Annotated in this window: 22 protein-coding genes; 4 read left to right on the top strand and 18 right to left on the bottom strand. The window is 68.5% G+C overall.

Annotated features, from left to right (window positions below; all coding sequences use genetic code 11):
* Positions 1-61: 61 nt before the first annotated feature.
* The 15 genes from ACYQ7X_RS12280 to ACYQ7X_RS12210 form a co-directional block, all read right to left on the bottom strand.
* Entirely contained in the window at positions 62-1,591 is a 1,530-nt protein-coding gene (locus tag ACYQ7X_RS12280) for a DUF3987 domain-containing protein (RefSeq protein WP_459697326.1), read from the bottom strand.
* Positions 1,591-2,583: a hypothetical protein gene (locus tag ACYQ7X_RS12275; protein ID WP_459697325.1), complete on the bottom strand. Its 993-nt coding sequence runs from the start codon at positions 2,581-2,583 to the stop codon at positions 1,591-1,593. Before ACYQ7X_RS12275 ends, ACYQ7X_RS12280 begins: the two co-directional genes overlap by 1 nt.
* A gap of 250 nt (positions 2,584-2,833) precedes the next feature.
* Positions 2,834-3,034: a helix-turn-helix domain-containing protein gene (locus ACYQ7X_RS12270; RefSeq protein ID WP_459697324.1), complete on the bottom strand. Its 201-nt coding sequence runs from the start codon at positions 3,032-3,034 to the stop codon at positions 2,834-2,836.
* Between the two features lie 109 nt (positions 3,035-3,143).
* Positions 3,144-4,079, bottom strand: coding sequence for a hypothetical protein (locus tag ACYQ7X_RS12265; protein WP_459697323.1), 936 nt, complete (start codon positions 4,077-4,079; stop codon positions 3,144-3,146).
* Between the two features lie 491 nt (positions 4,080-4,570).
* Positions 4,571-5,785 (bottom strand): tyrosine-type recombinase/integrase, encoded by a 1,215-nt coding sequence (locus tag ACYQ7X_RS12260; protein ID WP_459697322.1) that lies wholly within the window; start codon positions 5,783-5,785, stop codon positions 4,571-4,573.
* A 316-nt stretch (positions 5,786-6,101) separates the two neighbouring features.
* Complete coding sequence (locus ACYQ7X_RS12255) at positions 6,102-6,923, bottom strand: hypothetical protein (protein ID WP_459697321.1); 822 nt, start codon at positions 6,921-6,923, stop codon at positions 6,102-6,104.
* A complete protein-coding gene (gspD, locus tag ACYQ7X_RS12250) occupies positions 6,920-9,235 on the bottom strand; it encodes a type II secretion system secretin GspD (RefSeq protein ID WP_459697320.1) in 2,316 nt (771 codons plus the stop codon). Before gspD ends, ACYQ7X_RS12255 begins: the two co-directional genes overlap by 4 nt.
* A 2-nt stretch (positions 9,236-9,237) precedes the next feature.
* Positions 9,238-9,801, bottom strand: a complete 564-nt coding sequence (locus ACYQ7X_RS12245) for a hypothetical protein (RefSeq protein ID WP_459697319.1) — start codon at positions 9,799-9,801, stop codon at positions 9,238-9,240.
* On the bottom strand, positions 9,798-10,430 hold the full coding sequence (gspM, locus tag ACYQ7X_RS12240) for a type II secretion system protein GspM (protein WP_459697318.1): 633 nt from the start codon (positions 10,428-10,430) through the stop codon (positions 9,798-9,800). The genes ACYQ7X_RS12245 and gspM overlap by 4 nt, the downstream gene beginning before the upstream one ends.
* Positions 10,431-10,441: 11 nt before the next feature.
* Positions 10,442-11,455: a PilN domain-containing protein gene (locus tag ACYQ7X_RS12235; RefSeq protein WP_459697317.1), complete on the bottom strand. Its 1,014-nt coding sequence runs from the start codon at positions 11,453-11,455 to the stop codon at positions 10,442-10,444.
* 90 nt (positions 11,456-11,545) lie between these two features.
* Positions 11,546-12,115, bottom strand: coding sequence for a prepilin-type N-terminal cleavage/methylation domain-containing protein (locus ACYQ7X_RS12230; RefSeq protein WP_459697316.1), 570 nt, complete (start codon positions 12,113-12,115; stop codon positions 11,546-11,548).
* Positions 12,112-12,495, bottom strand: coding sequence for a type IV pilus modification PilV family protein (locus ACYQ7X_RS12225; protein WP_459697315.1), 384 nt, complete (start codon positions 12,493-12,495; stop codon positions 12,112-12,114). The genes ACYQ7X_RS12230 and ACYQ7X_RS12225 overlap by 4 nt, the downstream gene beginning before the upstream one ends.
* Complete coding sequence (locus tag ACYQ7X_RS12220; RefSeq protein WP_459697314.1) at positions 12,476-12,868, bottom strand: pilus assembly FimT family protein; 393 nt, start codon at positions 12,866-12,868, stop codon at positions 12,476-12,478. Before ACYQ7X_RS12220 ends, ACYQ7X_RS12225 begins: the two co-directional genes overlap by 20 nt.
* The gene (locus tag ACYQ7X_RS12215) at positions 12,852-14,063 is read right to left on the bottom strand and encodes a type II secretion system F family protein (RefSeq protein ID WP_459697313.1); all 1,212 of its coding nucleotides are present in this window, start codon (positions 14,061-14,063) and stop codon (positions 12,852-12,854) included. The genes ACYQ7X_RS12220 and ACYQ7X_RS12215 overlap by 17 nt, the downstream gene beginning before the upstream one ends.
* A gap of 22 nt (positions 14,064-14,085) precedes the next feature.
* Entirely contained in the window at positions 14,086-15,798 is a 1,713-nt protein-coding gene (locus ACYQ7X_RS12210) for a GspE/PulE family protein (protein WP_459697312.1), read from the bottom strand.
* A 188-nt stretch (positions 15,799-15,986) separates the two neighbouring features.
* Here ACYQ7X_RS12210 and ACYQ7X_RS12205 point away from each other — a divergent pair, with 188 nt between their 5' ends.
* The 3 genes from ACYQ7X_RS12205 (at position 15,987) to ACYQ7X_RS12195 (ending at position 20,076) form a co-directional block, all read left to right on the top strand.
* Positions 15,987-17,768: a phospholipase C gene (locus ACYQ7X_RS12205; protein WP_459697311.1), complete on the top strand. Its 1,782-nt coding sequence runs from the start codon at positions 15,987-15,989 to the stop codon at positions 17,766-17,768.
* Positions 17,769-17,791: 23 nt separating this feature from the next.
* The gene (locus ACYQ7X_RS12200; protein WP_459697310.1) at positions 17,792-19,198 is read left to right on the top strand and encodes a cytochrome-c peroxidase; all 1,407 of its coding nucleotides are present in this window, start codon (positions 17,792-17,794) and stop codon (positions 19,196-19,198) included.
* Positions 19,199-19,266: 68 nt separating this feature from the next.
* The gene (locus ACYQ7X_RS12195) at positions 19,267-20,076 is read left to right on the top strand and encodes an IS5 family transposase (protein ID WP_459697309.1); all 810 of its coding nucleotides are present in this window, start codon (positions 19,267-19,269) and stop codon (positions 20,074-20,076) included.
* A 6-nt stretch (positions 20,077-20,082) separates the two neighbouring features.
* On the opposite strand, the gene ACYQ7X_RS12190 is transcribed toward ACYQ7X_RS12195, so the two are convergent.
* Entirely contained in the window at positions 20,083-20,493 is a 411-nt protein-coding gene (locus tag ACYQ7X_RS12190) for a lytic transglycosylase domain-containing protein (protein ID WP_459697308.1), read from the bottom strand.
* A gap of 226 nt (positions 20,494-20,719) precedes the next feature.
* Between ACYQ7X_RS12190 and ACYQ7X_RS12185 the strand changes: the two genes are divergently transcribed.
* Entirely contained in the window at positions 20,720-21,655 is a 936-nt protein-coding gene (locus tag ACYQ7X_RS12185) for an ornithine cyclodeaminase family protein (RefSeq protein WP_459697307.1), read from the top strand.
* 43 nt (positions 21,656-21,698) lie between these two features.
* Here ACYQ7X_RS12185 and ACYQ7X_RS12180 read toward each other — a convergent pair whose 3' ends face one another.
* Both ACYQ7X_RS12180 and ACYQ7X_RS12175 read right to left on the bottom strand, forming a co-directional pair.
* Positions 21,699-22,424 carry an ABC transporter ATP-binding protein gene (locus ACYQ7X_RS12180; protein ID WP_459697305.1) on the bottom strand — a complete coding sequence of 242 codons (726 nt, stop codon included), beginning with the start codon at positions 22,422-22,424 and terminating at the stop codon, positions 21,699-21,701.
* Positions 22,421-24,247: a branched-chain amino acid ABC transporter ATP-binding protein/permease gene (locus ACYQ7X_RS12175; RefSeq protein ID WP_459697397.1), complete on the bottom strand. Its 1,827-nt coding sequence runs from the start codon at positions 24,245-24,247 to the stop codon at positions 22,421-22,423. The genes ACYQ7X_RS12180 and ACYQ7X_RS12175 overlap by 4 nt, the downstream gene beginning before the upstream one ends.
* Between the last annotated feature and the right edge of the window lies 1 nt (position 24,248).

Here is a 24,248-nt window from a genome sequence, read left to right as displayed (position 1 = left end):
GTGTCCATTGTGTCAACAATGTCAGGCGTCTGCATGCGAGCCTTGTAGGCTTGCGACCACCTCACCGCGCCGCCCCCAGGATGGACGGATTAACCGGATAAGCCGTCTTGCTGCGCGCCTGGAAAGCACCCGGCGCAGGCGGGCGGAGCCAATCGGCCTCCACCAGCGCAGCGCAGGCAGCGCGGATATCCTCCGCCGCGCGCAGGCCGGGCAGGCGCACCTCCCGTTGCAGCCGCCGGATATGCACCTCCGGCGGCCTCTGCTGCATGATCCACCGGGCGAGCGTGGTGGCGTTTCGCTCCGCTGGTGGGGTGGCTGCATCGCCATAGACGCGCATCGCCATCGGCATGAAGTAGTCGGCAACCAGATCGCAGGCATCGGCGAAGGCAGCTTTGCTTACCACGCGCGGCGGCGATTCCTGCCCGCTGGTGGCAGCCCAGCGCAGAAACTCCACCACCAGCGCAATCCGCACGGCGAGCCCCCGCGCCTTGCCATAGGCCGAGCGGAGCAGGCCGCCGGCATTGGCTTGGGTCTCCTGCATCTCCCGCGCGAAGGCTTCCAGCATGGGCAATGCCTCGGCAGCGAGCGGCACCATAATCGGGGCAGCGGGCGCTTCCCCCGTGGCGGCAATGAGATCCAGCAGGCGCAGCCGGTCCAGCGCCTCCACCGCGAAGCCAGCATTCGGCGCGGCGCGGCCGAGGCGGAAGGGCTTCGGCTCCGGCCAGGCCCAGAGGAAGCGCGCTAGCAAGCCGTCATCGGCATCGGCGAACATTTCCGCCAGCTTATCCGGCTGCGTTCCGCCCATCACGGCAACGGCCAGGCGCGGCACCTCGATCGGCTGCGGGCTTTTCTGGCGCTCCACCCGATAGGGGCGGCCCCCATAGGCTTCCAGCCAGAAGGCGCGGCCCGCATCGTTGTAGTTCGTCATGCCGAGGAGCCAGCCGGCCAGTTCATCCCGCACGATCAAGAGGCCCTTGGGCGCGGCGCTGGCGAGCAGGCTGGCCACCTTCTCAATCGTCACGTCGCTCTGCCGAAGCCGAGGCTCCTGCGGCTCTACAGGGGCTTGGTCGCGGGGCGGCTGGGGCGGAGCATTGCCAGCTTTGGCGGCGGCCCGCACGTCCTTCTGCCATGCCTCCTCTTGCGCCGCGCGCATCTCAGCCGCCGCGCGCCAATCCGCCAGCTTGTCCGGGTGGTCACTCCGCATCCGGGCCTCGATCCGCGGCAAAACATGGCGAAGCAGGCAATCCATGCCAGGGCTTTTGCTCGATCCAGAATCCCCCACCACCCCGCACCAGAGATGCGGCGGCTCCGCCCAGCCAGGTGCGGCTTGCACCCAGCGGGCGTTGCCGATGAGGGCCGAGGCGCTAGCGAGCAGCGGCAGGGCCACGTAATCGATCGGCGCTGCGGCAGCTTCGGCGGCGGTCGTCACCCAGGCGGCCCATTCGTCACCCAGTAGGTCCAGCGGGAAGGCCGGCGCTTCGCGGCGGCCATTGCGCAATATGCTCATGTCCGGCTCGCCCCAGGGCTCCGGCTGGGATGCCGCCACGGCGTTCTGCACGAAGGCGGTGGGATCGGTGATAAGCGCGTCCATCAGGCGATGCCCTCCGGCAGCTTGGCGGTGGACGGATGCGCGATAGCCCAGGCGGCAACCCTGGCCCCCTCGCCTTTCGGTTTGCCCGCTTGTTGCAATGCGGCGTCCAGCACGGAGATTACATCCGCTGATGCCAGAAGCCGGGCCTCCACCAGCCGAGCCAGGCCGCGCGCCTGGCTGCGGCAGGTGACATGCCGGCTATCCACCGGGGCGGATGCCACAGCGGCGGCGGCATGACGGAGAGCAGCCAGGGCATAGCGTTCCGCGCGGCTATTCCCAGGCGCCGGCAGGGGCTTTGCTGGTGGCGCGGGGGACGGAGCCAGGGCTTCGGGCGGTGGCACCTCAACAAGCCCGCCAGGGCGGCTATGGAGGCGCTGCGGCACGGGATCACGCGCCCCCTCTGAGAAGATCGGCGCGGCAATATAGATCGGCTGCGCAGCGCCAAAGATGGAGGGATCAGCCGGGGTATCTTTGAGCCAGCGGCGAACCTCCGCCCCGCTGGTGGCGCGGCTGAGCCAATACCAGAGGCGCAGGCGGATGCCGGGCTTGATACCGTGGCCGGCCGTCGCTTGGGCGATATGGCCGGCCACGCGGAAGGCTTCAGGCAAGGTGGCGATGGCGAGCGCGGCGCAGCCTGGCAGATCGGCGGCAGGCAGATCGGCGGGGCGATCGATCCCCTCCATATCGAGAGCGAGCCAGCGGCGCGGCACGTCTCGTAGCGTGGCGGCATCGCCGGTTGCCCGATCTTCATGGATCAGGCGTCGGATTCCCGTTGCCGTCTCACCAGCGGCAAGCGCCCCCCGCACCACGCAGAAGCGCGGTGCATCGATCAGATGGCCGAGCAGGTCTTGCATGTCATCAAGGCCGGAGAGCGACCGGGTGAATCCATCGAACCGCTTGGCTTGGTCATAGGTGTTGATGCCGGCGGGCGTAATGCGCTTTGCCAGAGCGAGACCACGGGCGCAGCGCAGAAGCGTGATTGTCTCGCTCATCGAGCAGCCTCCGCAATCGCGGCGCGGCGGGTGTCCGCGAGCCGGCAGCGCTGGTGGCGGTCCAGGGCGTTCAGGCGGCGGCTATGAAGGCGATCAGCAGAGGCTTTGAAGTCGGTGGCCATGGGCTGCCCTTTCGGGATGGCCGGGCGAAAATCGCTTGACAGGAAGCGGATACTCTCTAAGTAAGGCGTTGCACGGACTGAGAGTTTCCGCCCCGTCCGCGTTACCGCGCGGCGGGGTTTTTCTTTGCTCAGGCGGCAATCGCGGCGATGCTCGGAACCTTGATCCGCACGGCGGTGCCGAGCTTCACGGATTCCAGACGGCCAGCCTCAATCCATCGGCAGCAGGTGGCGCGGGAGATGCGCAACGTTGCGCAGGTCTCGGCGATGGTTGCCAGGGCCGGCGGCGCAGTCAGGTCAATCGGCTTAGCGGGGGCGGAGAGTTTTGGCATTGCGTGTGCATCCTTGTGCCAGTTGCCGCATGCGGGGCGGCGGGATGCGAGGTGATTTACTCAGGATTCGCAGGCCGGACCAAGCCAACGAAATAGCCAAATTTTTTGGCTATTCTGTTGTTGCAGTGGACTTACTGCGCCCTTTCGGCTTCCGCGCCAGGTATTCGGCAATAGAGCCTTGCGACAAAGCAGCAAGCCCCCGTGCCTCTTCGATCAAGGCCGGCGGTGCGTTAAGCACTCTCGCAGGAACACGCTCCGCAATGAGGGCAAAAAATACCTTGCACCAGAGCACGGGCGGCGCTTTGAGGTTGCGCGTACCCGCTCCTTCATCGTCGGCTTTTCGTAAGCCGGAAAGCGGCTGCCCGGTGATGTTCTGGAAGTTTTGTCGTAGGAAGTTGAAAACCTGCCCCTGGAAGTGCTTTGGCGTGTTGCCTCTCCTTCGGGGAGTGCTGGCGATAGTCATTCCCTTAGTTGCTCCAGCACCTTTGGCAAGCGCCCCAATAAGCCAAGGCAAAGCAGCGAACATCTGCGTCACAAACACGAACGCGTCTTCATCATCAAGGCGTGTCGGCTTAACCTGCAAAAGTCTCGATACCTCCGCCGATACGCAAATGGGGGAATTACGCAGCTTTGCCTTGCGTGCCTCCCAATTAAATTGCATTGCAGCGCCACCCAGCGCCAACCCGCTTCCATGCAGCGCCTCAATCCTTTCTCGGTTAAGAACGTCATCCGCGTCCACAAAACCGAAGGCGTTGAGAAGTTCAGTTGCGCGCAGATGAACCAGGGCATTCCACGCGTGATGATCCTGTGGCAGCGCGCGGTTCCACGCCATCATCGCGCCGGAAGCCGCAACGCGTATTTCTAGGTCCAGCCATTTGGCCGATGCTGGAGAATCGGGCGGCTCGGGATAGCCCGCCGCGTCGGCAAGGGCCTTGATATCCAAGGCACCGAACAACGGCGCGGCGCAAACTGGGGCCGTTTCGAGTGCGCCGCCCCAAGGGAGCCTGACATCATGCTTGCCGGCGCGGCCTATAGGCATGGCCACCTTTCCGTTCCTTATATTGCGGCCCGGCTTTTCCCCTGCCTCACTTGGCAACCTGGAATGCAAGGCCGGCGTATGGGCTGGCGATGCCGGAGTATCTTTCTCTTTCATTTTGCCCGCGCGGGAATTTGGCGGTGATGCGGTCCGCACCGCCGGCGGCCTCTTCGTTTTCGACCCCTCACCCCCCGCGTTCACCGCGCGGCCCTTTGCGCGCCAATGTTCTGGCTGCTGCTGGCAAGGGCGGCGGCTGCCGTGTTATCTTCCGTCTCGGTTCTGGTAATGATGGTTCCATCCTTCTGTATCTCAGGATCACGCTGGGCTGGTGTTCCAGCACCGCCCGGCACCCTTTCACCGCGTTCCGCGCGGCCCGGTCAGCCCCTCAGCGGCAGTTTTGGCAATTTGGCATCGAGGGAAATTCTCGAAAACGAGGATCAGCCGGCGGCCTCGCCCTCATACTGTCAATAGTGTCAACAGTGTCACAGCCTCGGCATCGCTCATTGCCTCCCGCCTATCGGCACGATCTCCGCCCCGCCGGCCTCGATCCCGTCCAGCGCATCGGCAAGACGTTGCAGAGCGGCAGCCACCTGCGGACGGTAGCGGCTTCGGTTGTAGGTAGCGGCCAGCCGGGAGCGGATGGCGACATGGTTCAAGGCCGCTTCCACGATATCAGGAAGCTCGCCCATCTCACCCAGCATGGTCGCCCCTGTGCGGCGGAGGTCATGCCGGGTCCAGCCCTCGGTCTGGCTCGCTACCTGGAGCGCCCGCGTCTCCTTATCGAAATTGCCTAAGCGTTCCCCCGTGCGGGTGGCGAATACCAGCGCCAGCGGGTCGGCTCCTTCCGGCTTGAGCGAGGCCAGCAGAGCGCGGGCCTGGCGGGCGAGCGGCACTGCATGAGGCTGGCCGTTCTTCGTCTCGGCAATCGTCCAGATGCCCGCCTCTAGGTCGATATCCCGCCAGCGAGCGCCGGCGGCTTCCTCCCGCCGGGCAAGGGTGAGCAGGATGAGCCGCAGGCAAGCGGCATAGGGACGCGGCGAGGCTTTCAGCACCGGCAGAAGGCGGGCCAGCTCATCGCGAGATAGAACACGATCCCGCCGGCCCGGGGCGGCAGGCGGCCGCAGGCCGGTCATGGTAGCGGAGACATAGCCCCTGCCCGGCGCGCCCGCCCATTTCAAGATCGGGGCGAGATATCGGCAGGCGGCCGAGGCCGAGCTAATGGCCGGCCAGCGATCGGCCATTAGCTGGAAGTCCACCAGCGCCACGGTGGCGAGCGGCTTCTTGAGCAGCTTGCCGAACACGCTTTCAATACGGGCCTTCTGCTCAGCCCAGGACTTCTTGCGGCTGCCTTCCGCTGTCTCATAGACGGCAAGCAGATCGGCAAGGGTTGCGATACCCTCCACCCCTTCGCGGGCGGACTGGCGGCGGCGGCGGGCTTCCGCCACGGGATCAGCCCCGCCCTTGATCTCGGTCCGCACCACCGAGGCTCTGCCGCGTGCCTCGGCGATGCCCATGGCCGGATATTCGCCCACCGGAAACCGGCGCAGCCTGCCGAAGGTGTCCCGCGTGGCCAGAACCCACGCTCGCCGGCCACGGGCGGAGCAGCGAAGCCGTAAGCCGGCGGTCGCGCTATCCACCAGTTCCACCAGCGCCCGGGTTTCCCGCGCCTTGCGGGTAGCGGCATCGATCGCGCTTGCGGTGAGATGAACGGTCACTGTGCTTCACTCCGTGCCTCGCCCGTGCTTCACTTCAACCCGGATAGGGTGACGTGGGGTGAAGCACGGTGATTTATCTTTAAGGCAGGAAGTGCAGTTTTTTCAACGCTTTTCCGGCATTTTGTGCTGCGTCTTGTGGCATCCAGATTTCGGGTGAAACACGATAATACCCTTATTCGTAATCAGTAGGTCCTCGGTTCAATTCCGAGTGTCGGCACCAGTCTCCCCCCGAGCTTAGTCCAGCGCCCGCCTGATGGCGTGTCGGCTTTGCCCAGGATACCGATGCCGCTCCCCCATTCCCCTGTCTCGCCTGGGCTCATTGCGCAGGCGCGTCCGTCTGGCGGAGGATCTCGTAAGGGGTGCGGGCGCGGAGGCTGATCATCCGCACCAGCGCCTGCCGACGGATCACGGTATGGCCCGGTCCGGCGGCGGTGGCGGTGATCGCCACCACCGGAAACGCCCCCTCGAAGGCGCCAGCCTGCGCCCCAGCCTCGCCGGACAGCCGCAGCGCCGCCCGCACCAGCGGAGGCGCCGCCGCCGGATCGGGATCGCCCGGCTGGTCGAGGCTGAGCGCCGGGCGCAGGCGCTGGAGCAATGCCGGCGTCATGCCCATCACCGCGCCCAGCTCGGCGATCGAGGCGAAGGGGCGCCCGGGTGGCGCGAAGCCGAGCCCGGCCCGCCGATAGGCGGCAAGCTGCCGCGCCGCGGCCGCCTTGTCCGTGTCCGGCGCGCGCCAGAAGACCACCGCTTCGGCAAGCCGCCGCGCCTGCTGTGCGGGGAGGCCCGCCGCCTCGAACAGGCCCGAGAGCAGCGCGGTCGAGGCGAGGTTGGGGTTGATCCTGTCACGCAGCATGCGCGCTTCGACGACGACGGTGAAAGCGCCGATCCGCACCAGATGCGGCGCGCCATCGGGCCGCCAGTCGCTGCCTGTGGCGAGATGGAAGATCGCCTCCGCGATCGCGCCATCGGCCGCCGCGCGGCCGATCGCCGCATCCCGCACCCGGCCCGCGAGGGTGACGGAGCTTCGCCCCGAGGCGAGCAGCGCGGTCAGGATCAAGGCCAGCAGCACCAGGGTCCACAAAACGATGAGGAGGGCGAAGCCCCGGTCGCGCCCACCGGGGCCGAGCCCCGCCCTCATCGGGCGAAGCGGGCGCGGAGCGCGGCCGTCGGGTCCGGCGAGCCGCCGACCGGCGAGGTTTGCAACTGCCCGTTCACCATCGCCGCATTGGGCATGACCTGCTCCATATCCGCGGTGAGATCGAGCGCCTGCTGCTGGTTGCGGATGACATGCGGGGTGATGAGCACAAGCAGTTCCTGGCGCGTGCGGTTATTCGTCTGCGTGCTGAAGAGCCCGCTGAGCAGGGGGATGTTCTTGAGCCCCGGGATGCCGGAATTCTCGTGCGAATCATTATCCGAGATGAGACCGGCGAGGCCGACCGTCTGCCCATCCTGAATCGCGATCCGGGAGGTGACGACGCGCTCGGTAAAGGTCGGTGAATCGAGCCCTGCCGTGGTGATACCGTTGGCGACCCCGCTTACCTCCTGCCGCACGTCGAGGGTGACAAGTCCATCATTGCCGACATGCGGCGTCACCTTCAGAATGATGCCGGTCTCGCGATAATCGACCGAGTTGATCACCGCGGTATTGGCGGTCTGGGTGCTTTGCGAGGTCTGGGTGAGATAGGGGACGAGCTGGCCCACCTGGAGATTGGCGGCCTGGCCATCCAGCACCATGAGTTCGGGCGAGGACAGCACCTTCACCTTCGTCACGTCCTGCAGGGCCGAGATGGCGAGCGGGGCTGCGCTGCTGCCATTGCCGGAGAGCACGAAGCCGGGAAAGCTCGTCGCCAGCGCCGAGGTCGTGGCATTGCTGAGGACGGCGTTGATGTCGCCCGACTTGAAGAAGAACTGCGTGCCGTATTGCAGCTTGCCGGTGAGATCGACCTCGGCGACGATCGCGTCGATCCGCACCTGCAAGGGCTGGATGTCGAGCTTGGCGAGCATGCCGGTGATCTCGTTCGCTTCGCCCGCGGTCGCATAGACGAGCACGGCATTGTTCTGCGGATCGGGGATGATCCGCGGCTCGGATGTGCTCGCGGTATTGGTGGCGGTCGCGGAAAGCGCGCCGAGAAGGGCGCTCGCGCCTGCGCTGCCGCCCTGGCCGGCGCTCTTCGGCGCGCCGTCGGAGCCCGAAGCGCCGAGCGCGGACTGGCCGATGCCCGATTGCCCGCCCGCGCCGCTGGCGAGACCGCCGCTGCCACCGCCGAGGCCGGCGGAGGCCCCGCCAGAGGAGCCGCCCGCGCCGCCGCTCGTGCCGGAATTGCTGAACATGCTGGATGAGCCGTCATCCACCTTGTCGGGCGTCGGCTGGGCGGTCACGTTATCCGGGGTGAAAGCCTCCTGCAGCAGATAGGCGGCATCGTTGGCGCGCGTGTTGCGCAGGTAGAAAACGCGCCAGCTGCGCGCCGTCTCCGCCTGCGCCTGGGCGAGCACGCGCCAGGCGCGCGCCGCCTCATCCAGAAGCTCAGGGCTGCGGGTGATGACGAGTACCGCGCTGATCCGTTCGAGGGGAATGACGGTGAGCGCGGATGCCACCTTCTGCCCCGGCTTGGCCGCGCCGTCATGCACCAGCGCCGCCTGCAGGGCTTGCGCGAAATCCTTCACATTGCCCGAGGAGACCGGATAAACGGCGTAGGACTGCCCGGCCAGCGCATCGATATCGAAGGCTTGCACAAGACCTTCGAGGGCCGCCCTGGTCGAGGGGTCGCCCGAGATGATCACGGCGTTGGAGGTCGGGTCCGCGGTGATGCCGCCGCCCTTGGTGACGAAGGGTTGCAGGACCGTCGCGAGATCGGGGGCGGAGGCGTAGCGCAGCGCAACAACGGCGGAACCGCCAAGTGCGGCGCTGCCGGCAAGCCCGCCATCGCCCGCTTTGCCGCCCGCCGGCATGACGCGGTACATCCCTCCGCTCTGCACCAGAACGGCGCCATTCTGGGCGAGAAGCGTCTGCAGGGTCGGGATGATCTCGGCCTGGGTCAGCGGCCGCACGGTATGGAGGGTGACGCTGCCGCTCACCCCCGGGTCGATCGTGTAGTTCACGCGGAGGATGGAGCCGAGCATTTCGGCGACGACGCTGCGCAGATCCGTATCGGCGAAGTTGAGCGTGATATCGCCCGCGCCCCCGCCCGCGCCGGCATTCGCCGCGAGACCGCCGGCCGGCGCCGCACCACCCGCGCTGCCCTCCGCCCCCTGCCCCGCGCTGAAGCTCGGCCCCGGCGGATAGGCGGGCTGAATGCGCGCATTGGCCGGCGTGCCGCCCGGCCCGGTTTCGGCCAAAGCGAGCGCGGGCGTGCTGCCGAGCGGCGGCGCCGGATAGCTCGCCACCGGTTGCGGGCTGCAAGCGGCAAGAGCCAGCAGAAGGGCGAGGAGAAGCGTGAGATCGTGGCGCAAGGTCAATGCTCGTTATCGTAATCGATCGCCGAAGGCGGGGCGCCAGGCGGCGGCACGGTCGGGCCCGTGAGCGGTGGGGGGGCCGCGGCGAGGTCGCTCTGCGGCCCGGCGGCGGCACCACCCGACGCGGAAGGTGCGGCGGCGAAGGCGGGATGCAGCAGAAGGCGCCCGGCGGCGCCATCCAGCGCCACCCAATCCGGGCCGATGCGGCTGAGGCGATAGCCGCCGATCGCACCGCCCTCGGGCACGATCTGCGGCTTGCCGCCGGCGGGTGCGAAAATCGCGCAGCGGTTGCCGCCGGCGATGATGATGGCGGCAAGCCGGGCGAGGCCGGCGTTGCCCGCCGCAGGCGGCGGCCGCCGATCTTCCGCGAAAAGCGGGCGGCCCAGGATCACCGCCTGCCAGGCGGCGATCTTGCCCGCCGGCGTGCCGATGGCGCCGCTCGCGGCTGGCACCCGGCCCGGCGGCAGGGTGAGGCTGGCAGGCGCCCGGCCGCTCAGCTCCATCCCCCAAAGGCCCGCCAGCAGCAGCGCGAGGCCAGGCAGCGCGGCCTGCCGAAGCCTCACGGCCGATCCCCGGCGCGAAAACCGGTGACGGAGAAGCTCGCTTCGATCGTCGGCGCCGGCGGCGGGCTGCTGCCCGCATCGCGCGCGGCGGCAGGGTTGCCGCCTTCGATCACGAGCGGCGGCGTGCTGCCGCCCGGCGGTCGGATGGCGGTGAGGCTGAGGTCATCCAGGATGATCTGCGGCCGGGCAGTGCCGATGCTGCCGAGGAACACCACCAGCGGGGCGAAAGGCGCGCTGAGGCTGACCTGCACGGTGATCCGCCGCAGCGCCCCGGCGGCGGCGGCCGGCTGCATCGCGGCGCTATCGAGCGTGACGCCGGCTTGCGCCGCGAGATCCTGCAATTCCGACTGGAGGTTGGCGCCGGCCAGCGCATCGCTGGCGCCGGGCAGGAGCAGGCCGCGATCCGCGCCCTCACCGCCGAGGCGGAGCACCGCGCGGCGCAGCGCCGGCACCTCCGCCGCGAGCCGCGCGAGATGCGCCGCCCGCATCCGCGCCTCCGAAAGCGCGACCGCGCGCGCCTGATACCAGCCGAGTAGCGGCGCGCCGAGGGCGAGCCACACAAGGCCGAGGCCGAGGATGGTGATGGCAAGGGCCAGCATCCGCCCCCGCGGGCCTTCCGGCAAAGCCATGCGCCCGCCGCTCATGGCGCGATCGCCGCGCGCAGCGAGAACTGGTCCATCTTATCGTCGGCGCTTCGCGTCACGGGAGCGGCGAAACTCGGCGCCCGCAGCAGCGGCACGGCGGAGAGCAGCGCGATGAGCCGCGTCGCGTCGGTCGATTCGCCGTCGATGCTCAGCGCGCCATCATGCAGCGAGAGATCGTCGAGCCAGGTGCCGTCCGGCAGCGCCGTGGTGAGGGCGGCAAGCAGGGCGAGCGCATCCCCATGGTCGCGGGCCGCCCCGATGATGAGGCGGCTGTCATGGGCGATGGCGATGCGGCGGAGCAAGGCCGCACCCTCCTCGCCCGCCGCGCTGCTGCGGGCGAGCGCCTGGCGCGCCGCCGCCAGCGCCATCTCCTGGCGGATGAAGGGCGTGCCGATGACCAGCAGGCCGAGCAGCAGGCAAAGCCAGGCGAGGGGCTGGCCGAGGCGCGGCAGACGGCGCCCGCCGCCGCGCTCATCGAGCGCGATAAGCCCGCCCGGCCCCTCGATCCAGCGCGGGGCGAGGCCCTGGGCGCGAAGATGGGCGAGCAGCCCATCGACCTTGCGGCGGAGGACGAGGAGGAGGCGGATGCTGACCTTCTCCTGCGCGCGATGCGTCTCGACCGTGCCGAGGCTCCAATAGACCTCGGCTGCCGTAAACGGCGTCAGCCGGTCCATCTCGAAGGCCAGCATCGTCTGCAGATCCCGCGCCGCGGCGAGCGGCAGGGAAGCCTGGCGGCTGAGCACGAGGCCGGCGGGCAGGCGAAGGATGACCGGCAGGCGCGGCAGGGCGGCCACGGGCATGGCCGCCGTGGCGCCCGGCAGCGCGGCGCCGAGCGGCCTCAGCGGCGCCTCCCGGCCCTGGCGGCGGAGGAGCAGCATGCCGCGTGGCGCTTCACCCGCGAGATCGTCGATCGCGACGATCAGCCCGTCCGGCGCGCGGATGCCGGCGCCCTCGCCCAGGAGAAGCGCCCGCATCTGCGTCATCCACCAGGTGAGGAAGTAGGACAGCATCAAAGAATGAGACGAAGCCGGCATTGTTGCGGAAAAATGAACGGCTGTGCCTAGTGGCTTCACCCTTCCATGAACAATGAAGCTTTGGTTTCAGCCGGACTGCGGATCGGGCGCGACGACGAGATCCGGCCAGGCCGGCGCGCCGGGTGCCGCCAGATGCATCCGCAGGAGCAGCGGCAGGGCCTTGTCCTCCCAACGCGGGCCCCAGGCCGCGGGCGCATCGCCCCGCGCGCCGTAATAGCTCATCGCGAAAGCCGCGACGCCGGCGGCCAGCACCTTGCGCCGCGGCGGCGGCAAGGGGCGGAGCGGCAGGCCCGGGGGATGCGCGCGATAGAGGAGCACGAGCCGATGGCCCGGCGCCATCTCGATCGCGACATCGGCGAGGCCGCCGCCAAGCCCCGCACCAGGCGGCAGGCGGGTGGTGAAGGCGAATCCGCCCGGCCCGCCGGTCAGGCTGCCGGGTTCCGCCGCTTCGATAAGGCGGGTGAGCGCACGATCGAGCGCCGCGCGGTCTTCCGCCCCGGCGCCGCGCACCGCGCTTGCCTGGAGCGCCACGAGGCCGAAGCGCAGGCTTTGCGCGAGACCCGCCATGACGAGGCCGAAGATGACGAGCGCCACGAGGATTTCGAGGAGGGTGAAGCCTGCTTCGCGCCGGTTCATGGCCCCCTCGCCGCCAGCCGCTCGGTCGTCAAGGTCACCGAACGGCTGCCGAACTGCTCGGTGACACGAACGGTGTAGAGGCTGAGGCGCGGCTCGCTCGCGCGTTCGGTGATCACCACCCGCCAGCGAAAGCCGCCGCCATCGGCGCCGCTCGCCTGCTCGGGGTGCAGCGGCGTCAGCGTCCCGATTGAGGCGAGGCGCGATTGCGCCCGCTCGGTCGCCTCCTGGTAGAGGGTGGCGGTGCCGCTCTCGGCCGCGCCGTCGAAAGCCGCGCGGTAAAGCACGATCGCGGCGAGGGCCGCGATCACGAAGGCGACCAGAACTTCGAGCAGGGTGAAGCCCGCCTCGCGCCGGCGCGGCTCAGGGCAAGGCGGCGGCATGGACGATCCCCGTGAGCCAATCGGCCTCCACCGCCATATGCTCGCCACTGCCAGCCATCAGCACGCGCCCGCCGCTCGAACTGCCATCGGGCGCGAAGCGGATGCCGCCGGCCGGCGCTTGCTCGACGACCGAGACGAAAGCAGGCAGCCGCGGCAGCCGGAACGACACTACCGCGCCGCGCGCGATCGCCTCGCCGCGCGCCTCGCGCATGGCGAGCACGACCGAGCGCACCGCCGCCTCCATGGCGAGCCGCCCGCGGCCGGGCGGCCGCGCCCCGGCGAAGATCGCGAGCGCGAGGCCAAGAATGGCGACGACCACCAGGATCTCGATCAGGGTGAAGCCGGCCTGCCGCTTGCTAATGCGCGAGATCATTGAGGCTCAGCATGGCAAGGAGCAGCGAGGAGACGATGCCGGCGATCGCCGCCCCCATGAGGATGGTGATGGCGGGGACGGCGAGCGCCACCAGCCGCTGCACGGCAAGGCGCGTCCGCTCCTCGAACATATCCGCCGCACGGAGCGAAAGGGGCCCGAGCTGCGCCGTCTCCTCGCCGAGGCGCAGAAGGTGCAGAAGCCGCGAGGGAAAGCAGCCCGAGGCGCCGAGTGCCCGGGAAACGCCCTGCCCGGCCTTGGCGGTTTCCGCCGCCGCGCGCACCGCCCGCCGCGCCGCGTGGTTGCCCAGCACCCCTTCCGTCACCCCAAGCGCGCCGAGCAGCGGCACGCCGTTGATCAGCAGCATGCCGAAGGTGCGGGAGAAGCGCGCGGCCATGATCTCCCGCATGAGGCCGCCGAGCAGCGGCAGGCGCAGCAGCAGCCGATCGGCGGCAAGCCGAGGCCCCGGCCGCCGCAAGGCCCGCTCCCCGCCGAGCGCCAGCAGCGCGAGCAAGAGCCCGACATAGGGCCCATCGGCGGTCACGGCATGGCCGGCGGCGAGCAGGAAGGCGGTGGATGGCGGCAGGGCGGCGCCGTTCTGGGCAAAGAGCGGCACGAATTGCGGCAGCACCTGGGTCAGCAGCAGGATGATCGAGCCGCTCGCCCCGATCAGCAGGATCACCGGATAGATCATCGCCGATTGCAGGCTGGCGCGCAGGCTCCGCTGCCGCTCCATCAGCTCGGCCAGCCGGGCGACGGTCGCGGCGAGATCGCCCCCCGCCTCCCCGGCCTTGACGAGGCCGATCGCGACCGCGGGAAAGCTGCGCGGCTCGCGCTCCATGGCAGCCGCGAGTGCCGCGCCATCGCGCACCCGCTCGTGCAGGCGGCGCATCACCCGCTGCACCCGCCGGTTTGGCGCCTCCTCGGCGATGAGGCGCAGCGCGCGGTCGAGATCCTGCCCGGCGGAGAGCAGGCTCGCGAGTTCGCGCATGATATCCGTGAGATCGTTGTGGCGCAGCGCGGCCTCCGCGCCGAAGCGGAAGGAGAGCAGCGGCATCTCCCGCCCAGCCGGGCTGAGGCCCAGCACCATGGCGCCCCGCTTCTGCAGCTGCCGCGCGGCATCCGCCGCATCGGCCGCCTCGATGAGGCCGCTTTCGGCGAGGCCGCCGAGCAGGATCCGGTAGCGGAACTGGCCCATCAGCCGGGGCCTCGCCCGGCGCTCATGCGTCCTGCGCCTGAACCGCGCGGAGGATCTCCTCGACCGTGGTTTCCCCGCGCGCCACCGCCTCCATGCCGGCCTGCAGCATGGGCTTCATGCCGCCTTCGACCGCCGCCTGCTCGATCGCCGCCTGATCCGCGCGGGCGAACAGCAGCCGCTCCACCGCCGGGGAGGGCGTGAGGAATTCGGTGATCGCCTGGCGGCCGGCAAAGCCAGTCTGCCGGCAGGCGGCGCAGCCCGTGGGGCGGAAGAGCGGGCCTTCGCCGAGGCCGAATTTCCGCCGCAGCGCATCGGGCAGCGCGGCGGGCGCCTTGCAGGCGGGGCAGAGGCGCCGCACCAGGCGCTGCGCCTGCACGCCGCGCAGCACGGCGGCGAGCAGGTAATCTTCGAGCCCCATATCCCGCAGCCGGGTGATGGCGGCAGCCGCCGAGTTGGTGTGCAGGGTGGAGAGCACGAGATGGCCGGTCAGCGCCGCGCGCGCCGCGATCTCGGCGGTTTCCAGATCGCGGATTTCGCCGACCATGATGACATCGGGATCGAGCCGCAGGATCGAGCGCAGCAATTGCGCGAAGCCGAGGCCGATCTGCGGCTTGACCTGCATTTGCGTGATGCCGGGCAGCTGATACTCGATCGGATCCTCGACCGTGATGATCTTGCGCTCCACCGCGTTGATCGAGAGCAGCGCGGTATAGAGCGTGGTGGTTTTGCCCGAGCCGGTGGGGCCGGTGACGAGCATGACGCCGTTCGGCAGGGCGAGGGTCGCGCGCATCCGCGCGACGACGCCCGCATCATGCCCTTGGGCTGCGAAATCGAAGGTGACGGCGCTCCGATCGAGCACGCGCAGCACGACGACCTCGCCATAGAGGCTCGGCGCGGTCGCCACGCGAAACACCACCTCCTGCCCGCGCACGGCGATGGTGATGCGCCCGTCCTGCGGCAGCCGACGCTCGGCGATATCGAGCTTGGCGAGGATCTTGAGGCGCGAGATGATGGCGGGCGCGAGATGCGCCGGATGGGTCTCCGCCTCCTGCAGATCGCCATCGTAGCGATAGCGGATGCGAAAACGATCCTCGAAGGGTTCGAAATGAATGTCCGACGCCCGGCTCTCCACAGCGCGCGCGATCGTCTGGCTGACGAGGCGAATGACCGGCGCTTCGCTCGCCAGATCCTTGAGCCGCGCGGTATCATCCTCCGAGGCGATCGCCTCTGCCTCCGCCGGCCGGCCCGCGCCATCCGCTTCCTCCGGATAAAGCGCGTCGAGCGCCGCTTCGAGTTCGATCGGCACGCCGACCGCGAGGCGCACCGCCATCCCGGTTGCCTGCGCGACCGCCTCGACGAGAAAGCGATCGAGCGGATTGGCGACCGCGAGGACCAGGCGCTGCCCGCCGCCCGGCGCCGCTTCAAGCATCAGCGGCACGGCTTGCGCCGCCCGCAAGAAACGCGGGGAGAGCGCATCGGGCAGCACCGGCATCGTCGGATACAGATCCCGGCTGACGAGATCGAGCCCGAACAGCGAGGCCCAGCCGCGTGCCAGGTCCCGCTCCGGCACGAGACCGAGCTTGACGAGCGCTTCGACGCTGTCGATCCCCGCCTCGCGGCCGCCGGCGCGCGCGCGCTCGGCCGCCTGCGCATCACAGACGCCGGACGCGACGAGCAGGCCGAGCGCCGTCTCTGAATCGGGAAGCGCGGCATGCCGCGCGATCAAAGCCTCCATCTTGCGCGTATGTGGCGGTTCCGAAAGCGGCGCAAATTAAGAAATGATGGCATTGCGCGCGCGCCTCGCAGGGGTCGGGCACGAGGTGACATTTCGGTAACAAGTCATTAATGCGTCACACGCGCCTGCCGGAGGTTGGGCTAGGAAGCCTCCCATCCGCCAACCGGATCTTCCTCAAAGGACGCATTATGAAACTGCGAAAGTCTCTCCTCGGCGCGACGATCTGCGCCCCCGTTCTTGCGCTTGCAACCATCATCTCCGCGCAGGCCGGGGAGCAGCGCCTCGGCGCGCGCGCGCCGGCTTTTTTCCATCCCACCGAGCAGAACGATCATTTCACGCGCACGGCGACGCCGATCAAGCATCTCGTCGTGATCTATGACGAGAACGTCTCCTTCGATCATTACTTCGCCACCTATCCGCAGGCGACCAATCCGCAGGGCGAGCCCGCCTTCACCGCGCAGCCGCGGACGCCGCAGGTGAACAACCTCGTCACCGCGCATCTGCTGACGAACAACCCGAACGCGACCAATGCCGCCAACGGCACGGGCGCCACCAACCCCTTCCGCCTCGACCGCAGCCAGGCGGCGACGGCTGACCAGGATCACGCCTACACGCCGGAACAGCAGGCCTATGACGGCGGCAAGATGGATCTCTTCCCGAAATACACCGGCAGCGCGACCTCGGGCGGCGCCGGCGCCTTCGGCACCACCGGCCAGGTGATGGGCTATTTCGACGGCAATACCGTCACCGCGCTCTGGAACTACGCCCAGAATTTCGCGATGGACGACGCGAACTTCACGAACACCTACGGCCCCTCCACGCCGGGTGCGCTCGAAGTCGTATCCGGCAATACGGACGGCGTTCAGCTCGTGAAAAGCACCACCTCCCACTACTACGTGACGAACCAGATCAACGGCTCGCCCGACTATACCATGGTCAACGACGTTGATCCTGCCTACGACACCTGCTCGAGCACGACCAACCAGGTCATGATGTCGGGCAAGAATATCGGTGATCTGCTCAACGCCGCGGGCATTACCTGGGGCGGCTTCATGGGCGGCTTCAACCTCAACCGCACCAATGCCAACGGCACCACGGGCTGCGCCCGCACGACATACTCGGCGACCGTCGGCCAGAACGTCGCGGATTACATTCCGCACCACAACTGGTTCCAGTATTTCGCCTCCACCGCCAACCCGACGCATGCGCGCCCGGCTTCCGTGATGGATATCGGCTACAGCTACGATGCGAACGGCCAGCCCGATCCGGCGAACCACGAATACGGCCTGCAGGACTTCTACGCGGCGGTGAAGGCCGGCAATTTCCCGACGGTCTCCTACATCAAGCTGCCGGCCTATCAGGACGGCCATGCCGGCTATTCCGACCCGCTCGACGAACAGGCGGGCATCGTCAAGCTGGTGAACTTCCTGCAGACGCAGCCCACCTGGAAGAACACCGCGGTGATCATCTCCTGGGACGATTCCGACGGCTGGTATGACCATGTCTTCCATAAGCCGACCAGCAGCTCCTTCGACGCGACCGCCGACCAGCTCGACGGGCCTGGCACCTGCGGGAGCGGCCTGCGACCCAAGGGCCTGCTCGGCCAGCCGGTCAACGGCCGCTGCGGCCCCGGCACCCGCCTGCCCTTCATGGTGATCTCTCCCTGGGCGCGCCAGAACTACGTTGACCACACACAGACGAGCCAGGCTTCCGTGGTCAGCTTCATCGAAGACAACTGGCTGCATGGCGAACGCCTCGGCGGCGGTTCCTTCGATGCGCAGGACCAGTCGATCATGAATATGTTCGACTTCGGCTCCCGGCCGCATCTGACCCCGGTGATCCTCAACCCGACGACGGGCGAACGCGTCTCCTTCCCGCATGGCGGCCACCACGGCCATGATCATGACCATGACCATGACCACGGTCATCATCACGGCTTCCCCGGCAGCGACGACAACGGCGCTTTCTGAACCATTGACCGGCTGAGTGGACGATGACGGTTCGCATACTGACGCGCCTTTTGCTTCTTGGCGCAGTTGCCGGCGCGCTCGGCATCGCCGCCGTCCTCGCCTATGCCGCGGAGAGCCCGGTGCCGCTCGGCACCTGGCTCTCCCATCCGGTGGCGAGCTTCAAGATCGCGGAGGGGGAAAACCCCTCCCCGGTCCAGCTCGCCGAGCCGCAGGCCGCGCCGCTCTCGGCCCTCGCCGAAATCGGCCGCCGGATCTTCTACGATCCCCGCTATTCGGCCTCAGGCACGCTGTCCTGCGCTTCCTGCCACGATCCGGCCCGCGCCTATGGGCCGCCCTCGGATCTGCCTGCCGTCTTCGGCGGCCCGGATCTCAAGCGCCAGGGCATGCGCGCGGTGCCAAGCCTCGCCTATCTCGCGCATCAACCGCCCTTCACGATCGGCCCCGATCCGAGCGGCGACAGCGATACGCCGACGCCGCTGCCCCAGCTCGCGGCACAGGCAAGCGCCGATAGCCGCGCGATCAAGACCGCGGCAAGCACCGCGCAGAGTGCGGCGAACGTCGTGCCGCAGGGCGGCCTCTTCTGGGATGGCCGCGCCAATACCTTGCAGGACCAGGCGCTCGGCCCCTTGCTCAACCCCGTTGAAATGGATGGCGGCAGCATCGAGACGGTCGCCGCCAAGCTGCGCGCAGCACCCTATGCGAAAGGCTTCGTGCAGCTGTTCGGCCCGAGCGTGCTCAGCGAGCCGCGCCTCCTCGTCTCCGAGGCGCTCTTCGCGGTTGCCCGCTACCAGGTGGAAGATCCGAGCTTTCACCCCTATTCGAGCAAATACGATGCCTGGCTTGCCGGCCGCGCGCGCTTCACCCGCGCCGAGATGCGCGGCTACATCGCCTTCAACGACCCGGCCAAGGGCGACTGTGCGGCCTGCCACCTCGACCAGCCGAGCAAGGACGGCCTGCCACCGCTCTTCACCGATCATCAGTTCGAGGCGCTCGGCCTGCCGCGCAACCGGGCGCTCCTCGCCAACCGCGATCCAAATTATTACGATCTCGGAATCTGCGGCCCCTTCCGCAGCGATCTCGCGAAAGAGACGCAGTATTGCGGCATGTTCCTCACGCCCACGCTGCGCAACGTGGCCACGCGCCACGTATTCTTCCACAACGGCGTCTATCACAGCCTGCAACAGGTGCTCGATTTCTACGATTTCCGTGATACCGATCCGGCGAAGATCTATCCCCGCGGCGCAGACGGCCGCATCGCCAAGTTCAACGATCTGCCGCCGCGCTACCGCGCCAATATCGACGTGACCGACCCGCCCTTCAACCGCCACCTGGGCGACCGTCCGGCGATGACGGCCCAGGATGAGCGGGACATCATCGCCTTTCTCAAGACGCTGACGGATGGCTACCGGCCGCCCACCGCCGCGCAGTAGCGGCTCCGGGCGGGCGAGCCTAGAGTGTGTTATGTACTTTCGCGCTGGTTTGATTCATACCTGCGGGCATGGAGAGCGTTCGCAAGCCGTATCCCTCTGACGTGTCCGACGACGAGTGGTCGTTGGTTGTTTCCTATCTGACGCTGGTTCGTGAGGACGCACCGCAACGACAGCACTCTCTTCGGGAGTTGTTCAACGCGCTGCGCTACGTGGTCCGCTACGGGATTGCCTGGCGCGCCATGCCAAACGACCTTCCGCCCTGGTTCGCCGTCTACCAGCAGACGCAGCGCTGGCTGCAGGCGGGCTGCTTCGAGGCGTTAGTGCATGACCTTCGTGCGGTGCTGCGGATGAAAGATGGGCGGCCGCCCGAGCCCACGGCCGCCATCATCGACAGCCGTACTCTGCGTTCGACGCCAGAGAGCGGCACCCGCGCAGGCTATGACGGCGCCAAGCGCAAGCGCGGGTCCAAGCTGCATATGGCGGTCGACACGCTCGGCCACCTGCTCGCTCTGCACGTGACACCCGCCGATCGCGATGATCGTGCTGAGGTTGGCCGCTTGGCGGAGGCTATCCAGGCCGCGACTGATCAGAGCGTCGAACTCGCCTATGTGGATCAGGGCTACACGGGCGAACGACCGGCCACCGCAGCCGCGCAGCATGGGATCGCTCTTGAGGTGGTCAAGCTGCCCGAAGCCAAACGCGGCTTCGTGCTGCTGCCGCGCCGATGGGTGGTTGAACGCTCATTCGCCTGGGCTACCAGGTGCCGACGTCTCGTCAAAGACTACGAGCGCTATGCTGCTACTCTCGCTGGCCTGCACGTCGTCGCTTTCGCCTGTTTCATGATAAAGCAGGCAGCTCTCCTCATCCCGAGTGCATAACACCCTCTAGCGGCGGATTGCGAAAAGGCGGAGCGCCGTCTCCTCCGCCTCCAGCCGGTAGCTGCGGTTGAGCGCCGGGGTATGCGAATGGTAATCGCCGATCGCCGGCAGCAGCGCGCCCCCCGTCTCGTCCAGATAGTGGCGAAGAATGAGGCCGGCGGCGGCGATGTTGAAGCAAGGATCGTCGATCAGATGCGCCCGCGCCTCGGCCAGGCTGAAGCCTGCCCGGGCGGCGAGGCTCGGCAGCCAGAGCGTGTTCACCTGCATGACGCCGAGATCCTGCGACCCATCCTTGTTCTCATGCACGAGGCCGACGCGGCCGCCCTCGATCGCCTGGATCACCGGCAGAACGCGCGGCGGCAGATGCAGCGTGGCGGCCACGGTGAGCATGCAGGTGAGATAAGGAACCATGACCATCCGCCTTGCCTCCTCCGCTCCACCCCGCGCGCGCGCCCAGGCCCCGCATCCTGCTTGCCAAAGCTACTGGCCGGGCCGGGCCGGAACAACCGCGCGGCCGCCACGCCGCATGAAACTTTCGTGCCACTTTTGCGGGCGCGGGCCGGGCGGCAGGATGGACGGGCCGGCGCCCTGCTGTAATCTGAAAGCCTCCATCCCTTTTCGCCCGCTACCGGATGCCCGCCCCATGAGCCTTCGTCTCTTCGATGCCGCGGCCGTACGTGAACATGCCCCGATCCGGGCAGTGATTGAAGCCGTGCGCGATGCGCTGATCCGCCATCAGCAGGGTGAGTTCGATTGCCCGCAGCGCCTCAGCTTCGATCAGAGCTTCGGCCTCGTCATGCCCGTCTATCATCGGCAAAGCCGCACCCTCGCCATCAAGTCCCTCACCCTCGATCCGGCGCGCGTGCCGCTGATCAAGGGCACCGTCTCGCTCGTGGCGGGCGGCGCTGAAGACCCGGTGATCGCCGATGCCCCGATGGTCACGGCGCTGCGCACCGCGGCGCTCTTCGGCCTGGCGACCGATCTCTTCGCGCCCCCCGATGCGTCGCGCGCGGTGATTTTCGGCACCGGCGCGCAAGGCCTGGAGCAGGCCCGCGCCCTGGTCGCGGTGCGGCCGATCACGGCCCTCACCCTCGTCAGCCGCAGCCATGAGACCGCGCTCGCGGCCGCCGAGAGGTTGCGGGGCGAGATGCCGCAGCTGCGCATCTTGGCCGCGCGGGAGCCTGAGGCCGCGCTGCGCGAAGCCGATATCGTCGGCTGCGCCACCACCGCCCGCGCGCCGCTCTTCGCGGCCGAGGCGATCAAGCCCGGCGCCTTTATCGGCGCCATCGGCTCCTACCGGCCCGATATGCACGAATTGCCACAGGAGCTGCTGGCGGCGGCGGGGCGGATCTATGTGGACGATGTGGAGGCCTGCCTCGTCGAATCCGGGGAGATCATCACGGCGCTCGCCGCCGGGAGGATCGGGCGGGAGCAGCTGATCCCGCTCGGCGAGGTCGCGCGGGATGCGGGGGAAACACCACCGCCACGTGCGGCCAGCGGTGCGCCGCGCATCTTCAAATCGGTGGGCGTCGCCCCGCTCGATTGGGCGGTGATGCGCGTGCTGGCAGCCGCCGCGTGAAAGCGCGGCAGCGGGGTGCGAGGCTCCGCCCAGGAACGAGACGTCAGGCCGCGGTCGCGCCGCCGAGGTAGGCCGCCTGCACCCGCCGGTCCGCCGCCATCTCCGCCGCGGCACCGGCGAGGATGATGGCGCCGCTTTCCAGAACATAGGCGCGATCGGCGATCTTGAGCGTCTGCCGGGCGTTCTGTTCCACCAGCAGGATGCCCATCCCCTCATCCCGCAAACGACGAATGATGGTGAAGATCGACCGCACGACGAGCGGCGCGAGCCCCATCGACGGCTCATCCAAGACCAGCAGCTTGGGCCGCAGGATGAGCGCGCGGGCGATCGCCACCATCTGCTGCTCACCCCCGGAGAGCGTGCCTGCCAGTTGCAGCCGCCGCTCCCGCAGGCGGGGGAAAAGCTCGTACATCTCCTCGATGCGGCGCTTCAATTCCGGCGCCTGCCGGCGGATGAGATAGCCGCCGAGGCGGAGGTTTTCCTCCACCGTGAGGGGGCCGAACAGCCGCCGCCGCTCCGGCACATGCGCGAGGCCGAGGGCGGCGATCTGGTGCCCGGCAAGGCCCGAGATCACCTGCCCGGCGAAGCTGATGCTGCCGCCCCGCACCGGCTCGAGGCCGGAGAGCGCGCGGAGCGTGGTGGTTTTGCCCGCGCCGTTGCTGCCGAGCAGCGCCACGAGTTCGCCCGCACCCACCGCAAGATCGATCCCGTGCAGAACCTCGACCTTGCCATAGCCGACCCTGAGGCCGGAAACCTCCAGCAGCGTCATGCGAGCGCCCCCGTGCTGAGCAGCGGGCCATCAGGCTCGCCCGCTTCGTCCTCCTCGTCGGCGCCGAGATAGGCCTCGATCACCCGCGGATTGGCCTGCACCTCGGCCGGGCTGCCGGCCGCGATGACCTGCCCGCGATCCATGACGATCACCCGGTCCGACACGCCCATCACCAGCAGCATGTCGTGCTCGATCAACATCACCGTGGTGCCGAGATCGCGGATGCTGCGGATGAGGCCCATGAGAGACTGCTTCTCGGTCGGGTTCATGCCGGCGGCCGGCTCGTCGAGCAGCAGAAGCTGCGGCTGGCCGGCCAGCGCGCGGGCGATTTCCAGCCGCCGCTGGTCGCCATAGGCGAGATCCCCGGCGCGCAGGCCGGACTGTTCGGCGAGCCCCACGAATTCCAGCCAGCGGCGGGCAGCGGCATAATGCTGGTGGCTTTCCCGCAGCGCCCGCGGCAGGCCGAGCACCTCGGCCCAGAAGGGCAGGTGAAAGCGGTGATCCTGCCCGAGCAACACGTTCTCGAAGACGGTCAGATTGTCGAAGAGGCGGATGCCCTGGAAGGTCCGCGCGAGGCCGCGCGCCACGACGCGGTGCGGCTTGAGCCGGCCAAGCGGCGCACCCTGCCAGAGGATGCGCCCGCCGCTCGGCGGAATAACCCCGGTGAGGCAGTTGAAAACGGTGGTCTTGCCGGCACCGTTGGGCCCGATGAGGCTGAGGATCTCGCCGCGCCTGACCTCGAAATCAACGCCCGAGACAGCGCGCAGCCCGCCGAAGATCCGGCTCACCCCCTGCGCCTCCAGAAGGCAATCCGGCTCGCCCGCCGTCGTCTCGGCGATCTGCGCGGCGGGGGCTGCATGCGGATCGGCCGCGGCCGCACTGGCGGACGGTGCTGCGATATGGCGCAGCCGCGCCGGCCACAGGCCTTGCGGGCGAAGCAGCATGAGCAGGATGAGCGCGACCGCGAAGACGAGTTCACGCCAATTGTTGAGGAAGCGCAACGCCTCCGGCAGGCCAGCGACGATGACGGCGCCAAGCAGCACGCCCGGAATGCTGCCCCGCCCGCCGAGCACCACGATGATGAGAATGGTCACCGATTGCGCATAGGTGAAGGAGGTCGGGTCGATCGCGCCGAAGCGGGCAGCGAAGAGGCTGCCGCCGAGCCCGCCGATCAGCGCGCCCATGACATAGGCGAGCATCTTCACCCGCAAGGTGGGCACGCCCACGGCTTCGGCGGCCGATTCGTCCTCGCGGATGCTCGTCCAGGCGCGGCCGATGCGCGAGGCGCCGAGCCGGATGACGAAGAAGAGGACCAGGACGAGGAAGACGAGGCCGAGCGCATAGACCTGCTTCGGCGATGTCAGCTCAACACCGAAAACCCGTGCCGGGTTGATGCCGTAAAGCCCGTTGGGCCCGCCCGTGATATCGAGGTTGGTCGCGATGAGGCGGACGATCTCGCCGAAGCCGAGGGTGACGATCGCCAGATAGTCGCTCCGCAGGCGGAGCGTCGGGTAGCCGATGATGATCCCGGCGATCGCGGCGAAGACCAGCGAGAAAGGGATCGTCTCCCAGAAATTGAGGTTGAGCAGCGTCTCCATCAGCGCGGTCGTATAGGCGCCGATCGCGAAGAAAGCGGCATAGCCGAGATCGAGCAGCCCGGCATAGCCCACCACGATATTCAGGCCGAGGCCGAGGATACCGAAGGTGACGATGGTGAGCGCCACGTCCACGATATAGTTTTCGCAGCCGAAGGGGATGAGAGCGGCGATGGCGAGGGCCGCCATGCCAGCGAGGCCCAGGGGATTGCGGCGGAGCATCTGCATC

It is taken from the genome of Acidisoma sp. C75, assembly GCF_054665095.1.
Note: the sequence above shows the minus strand (reverse complement) of the source record. Positions and strands in the feature narration are given on the sequence as shown.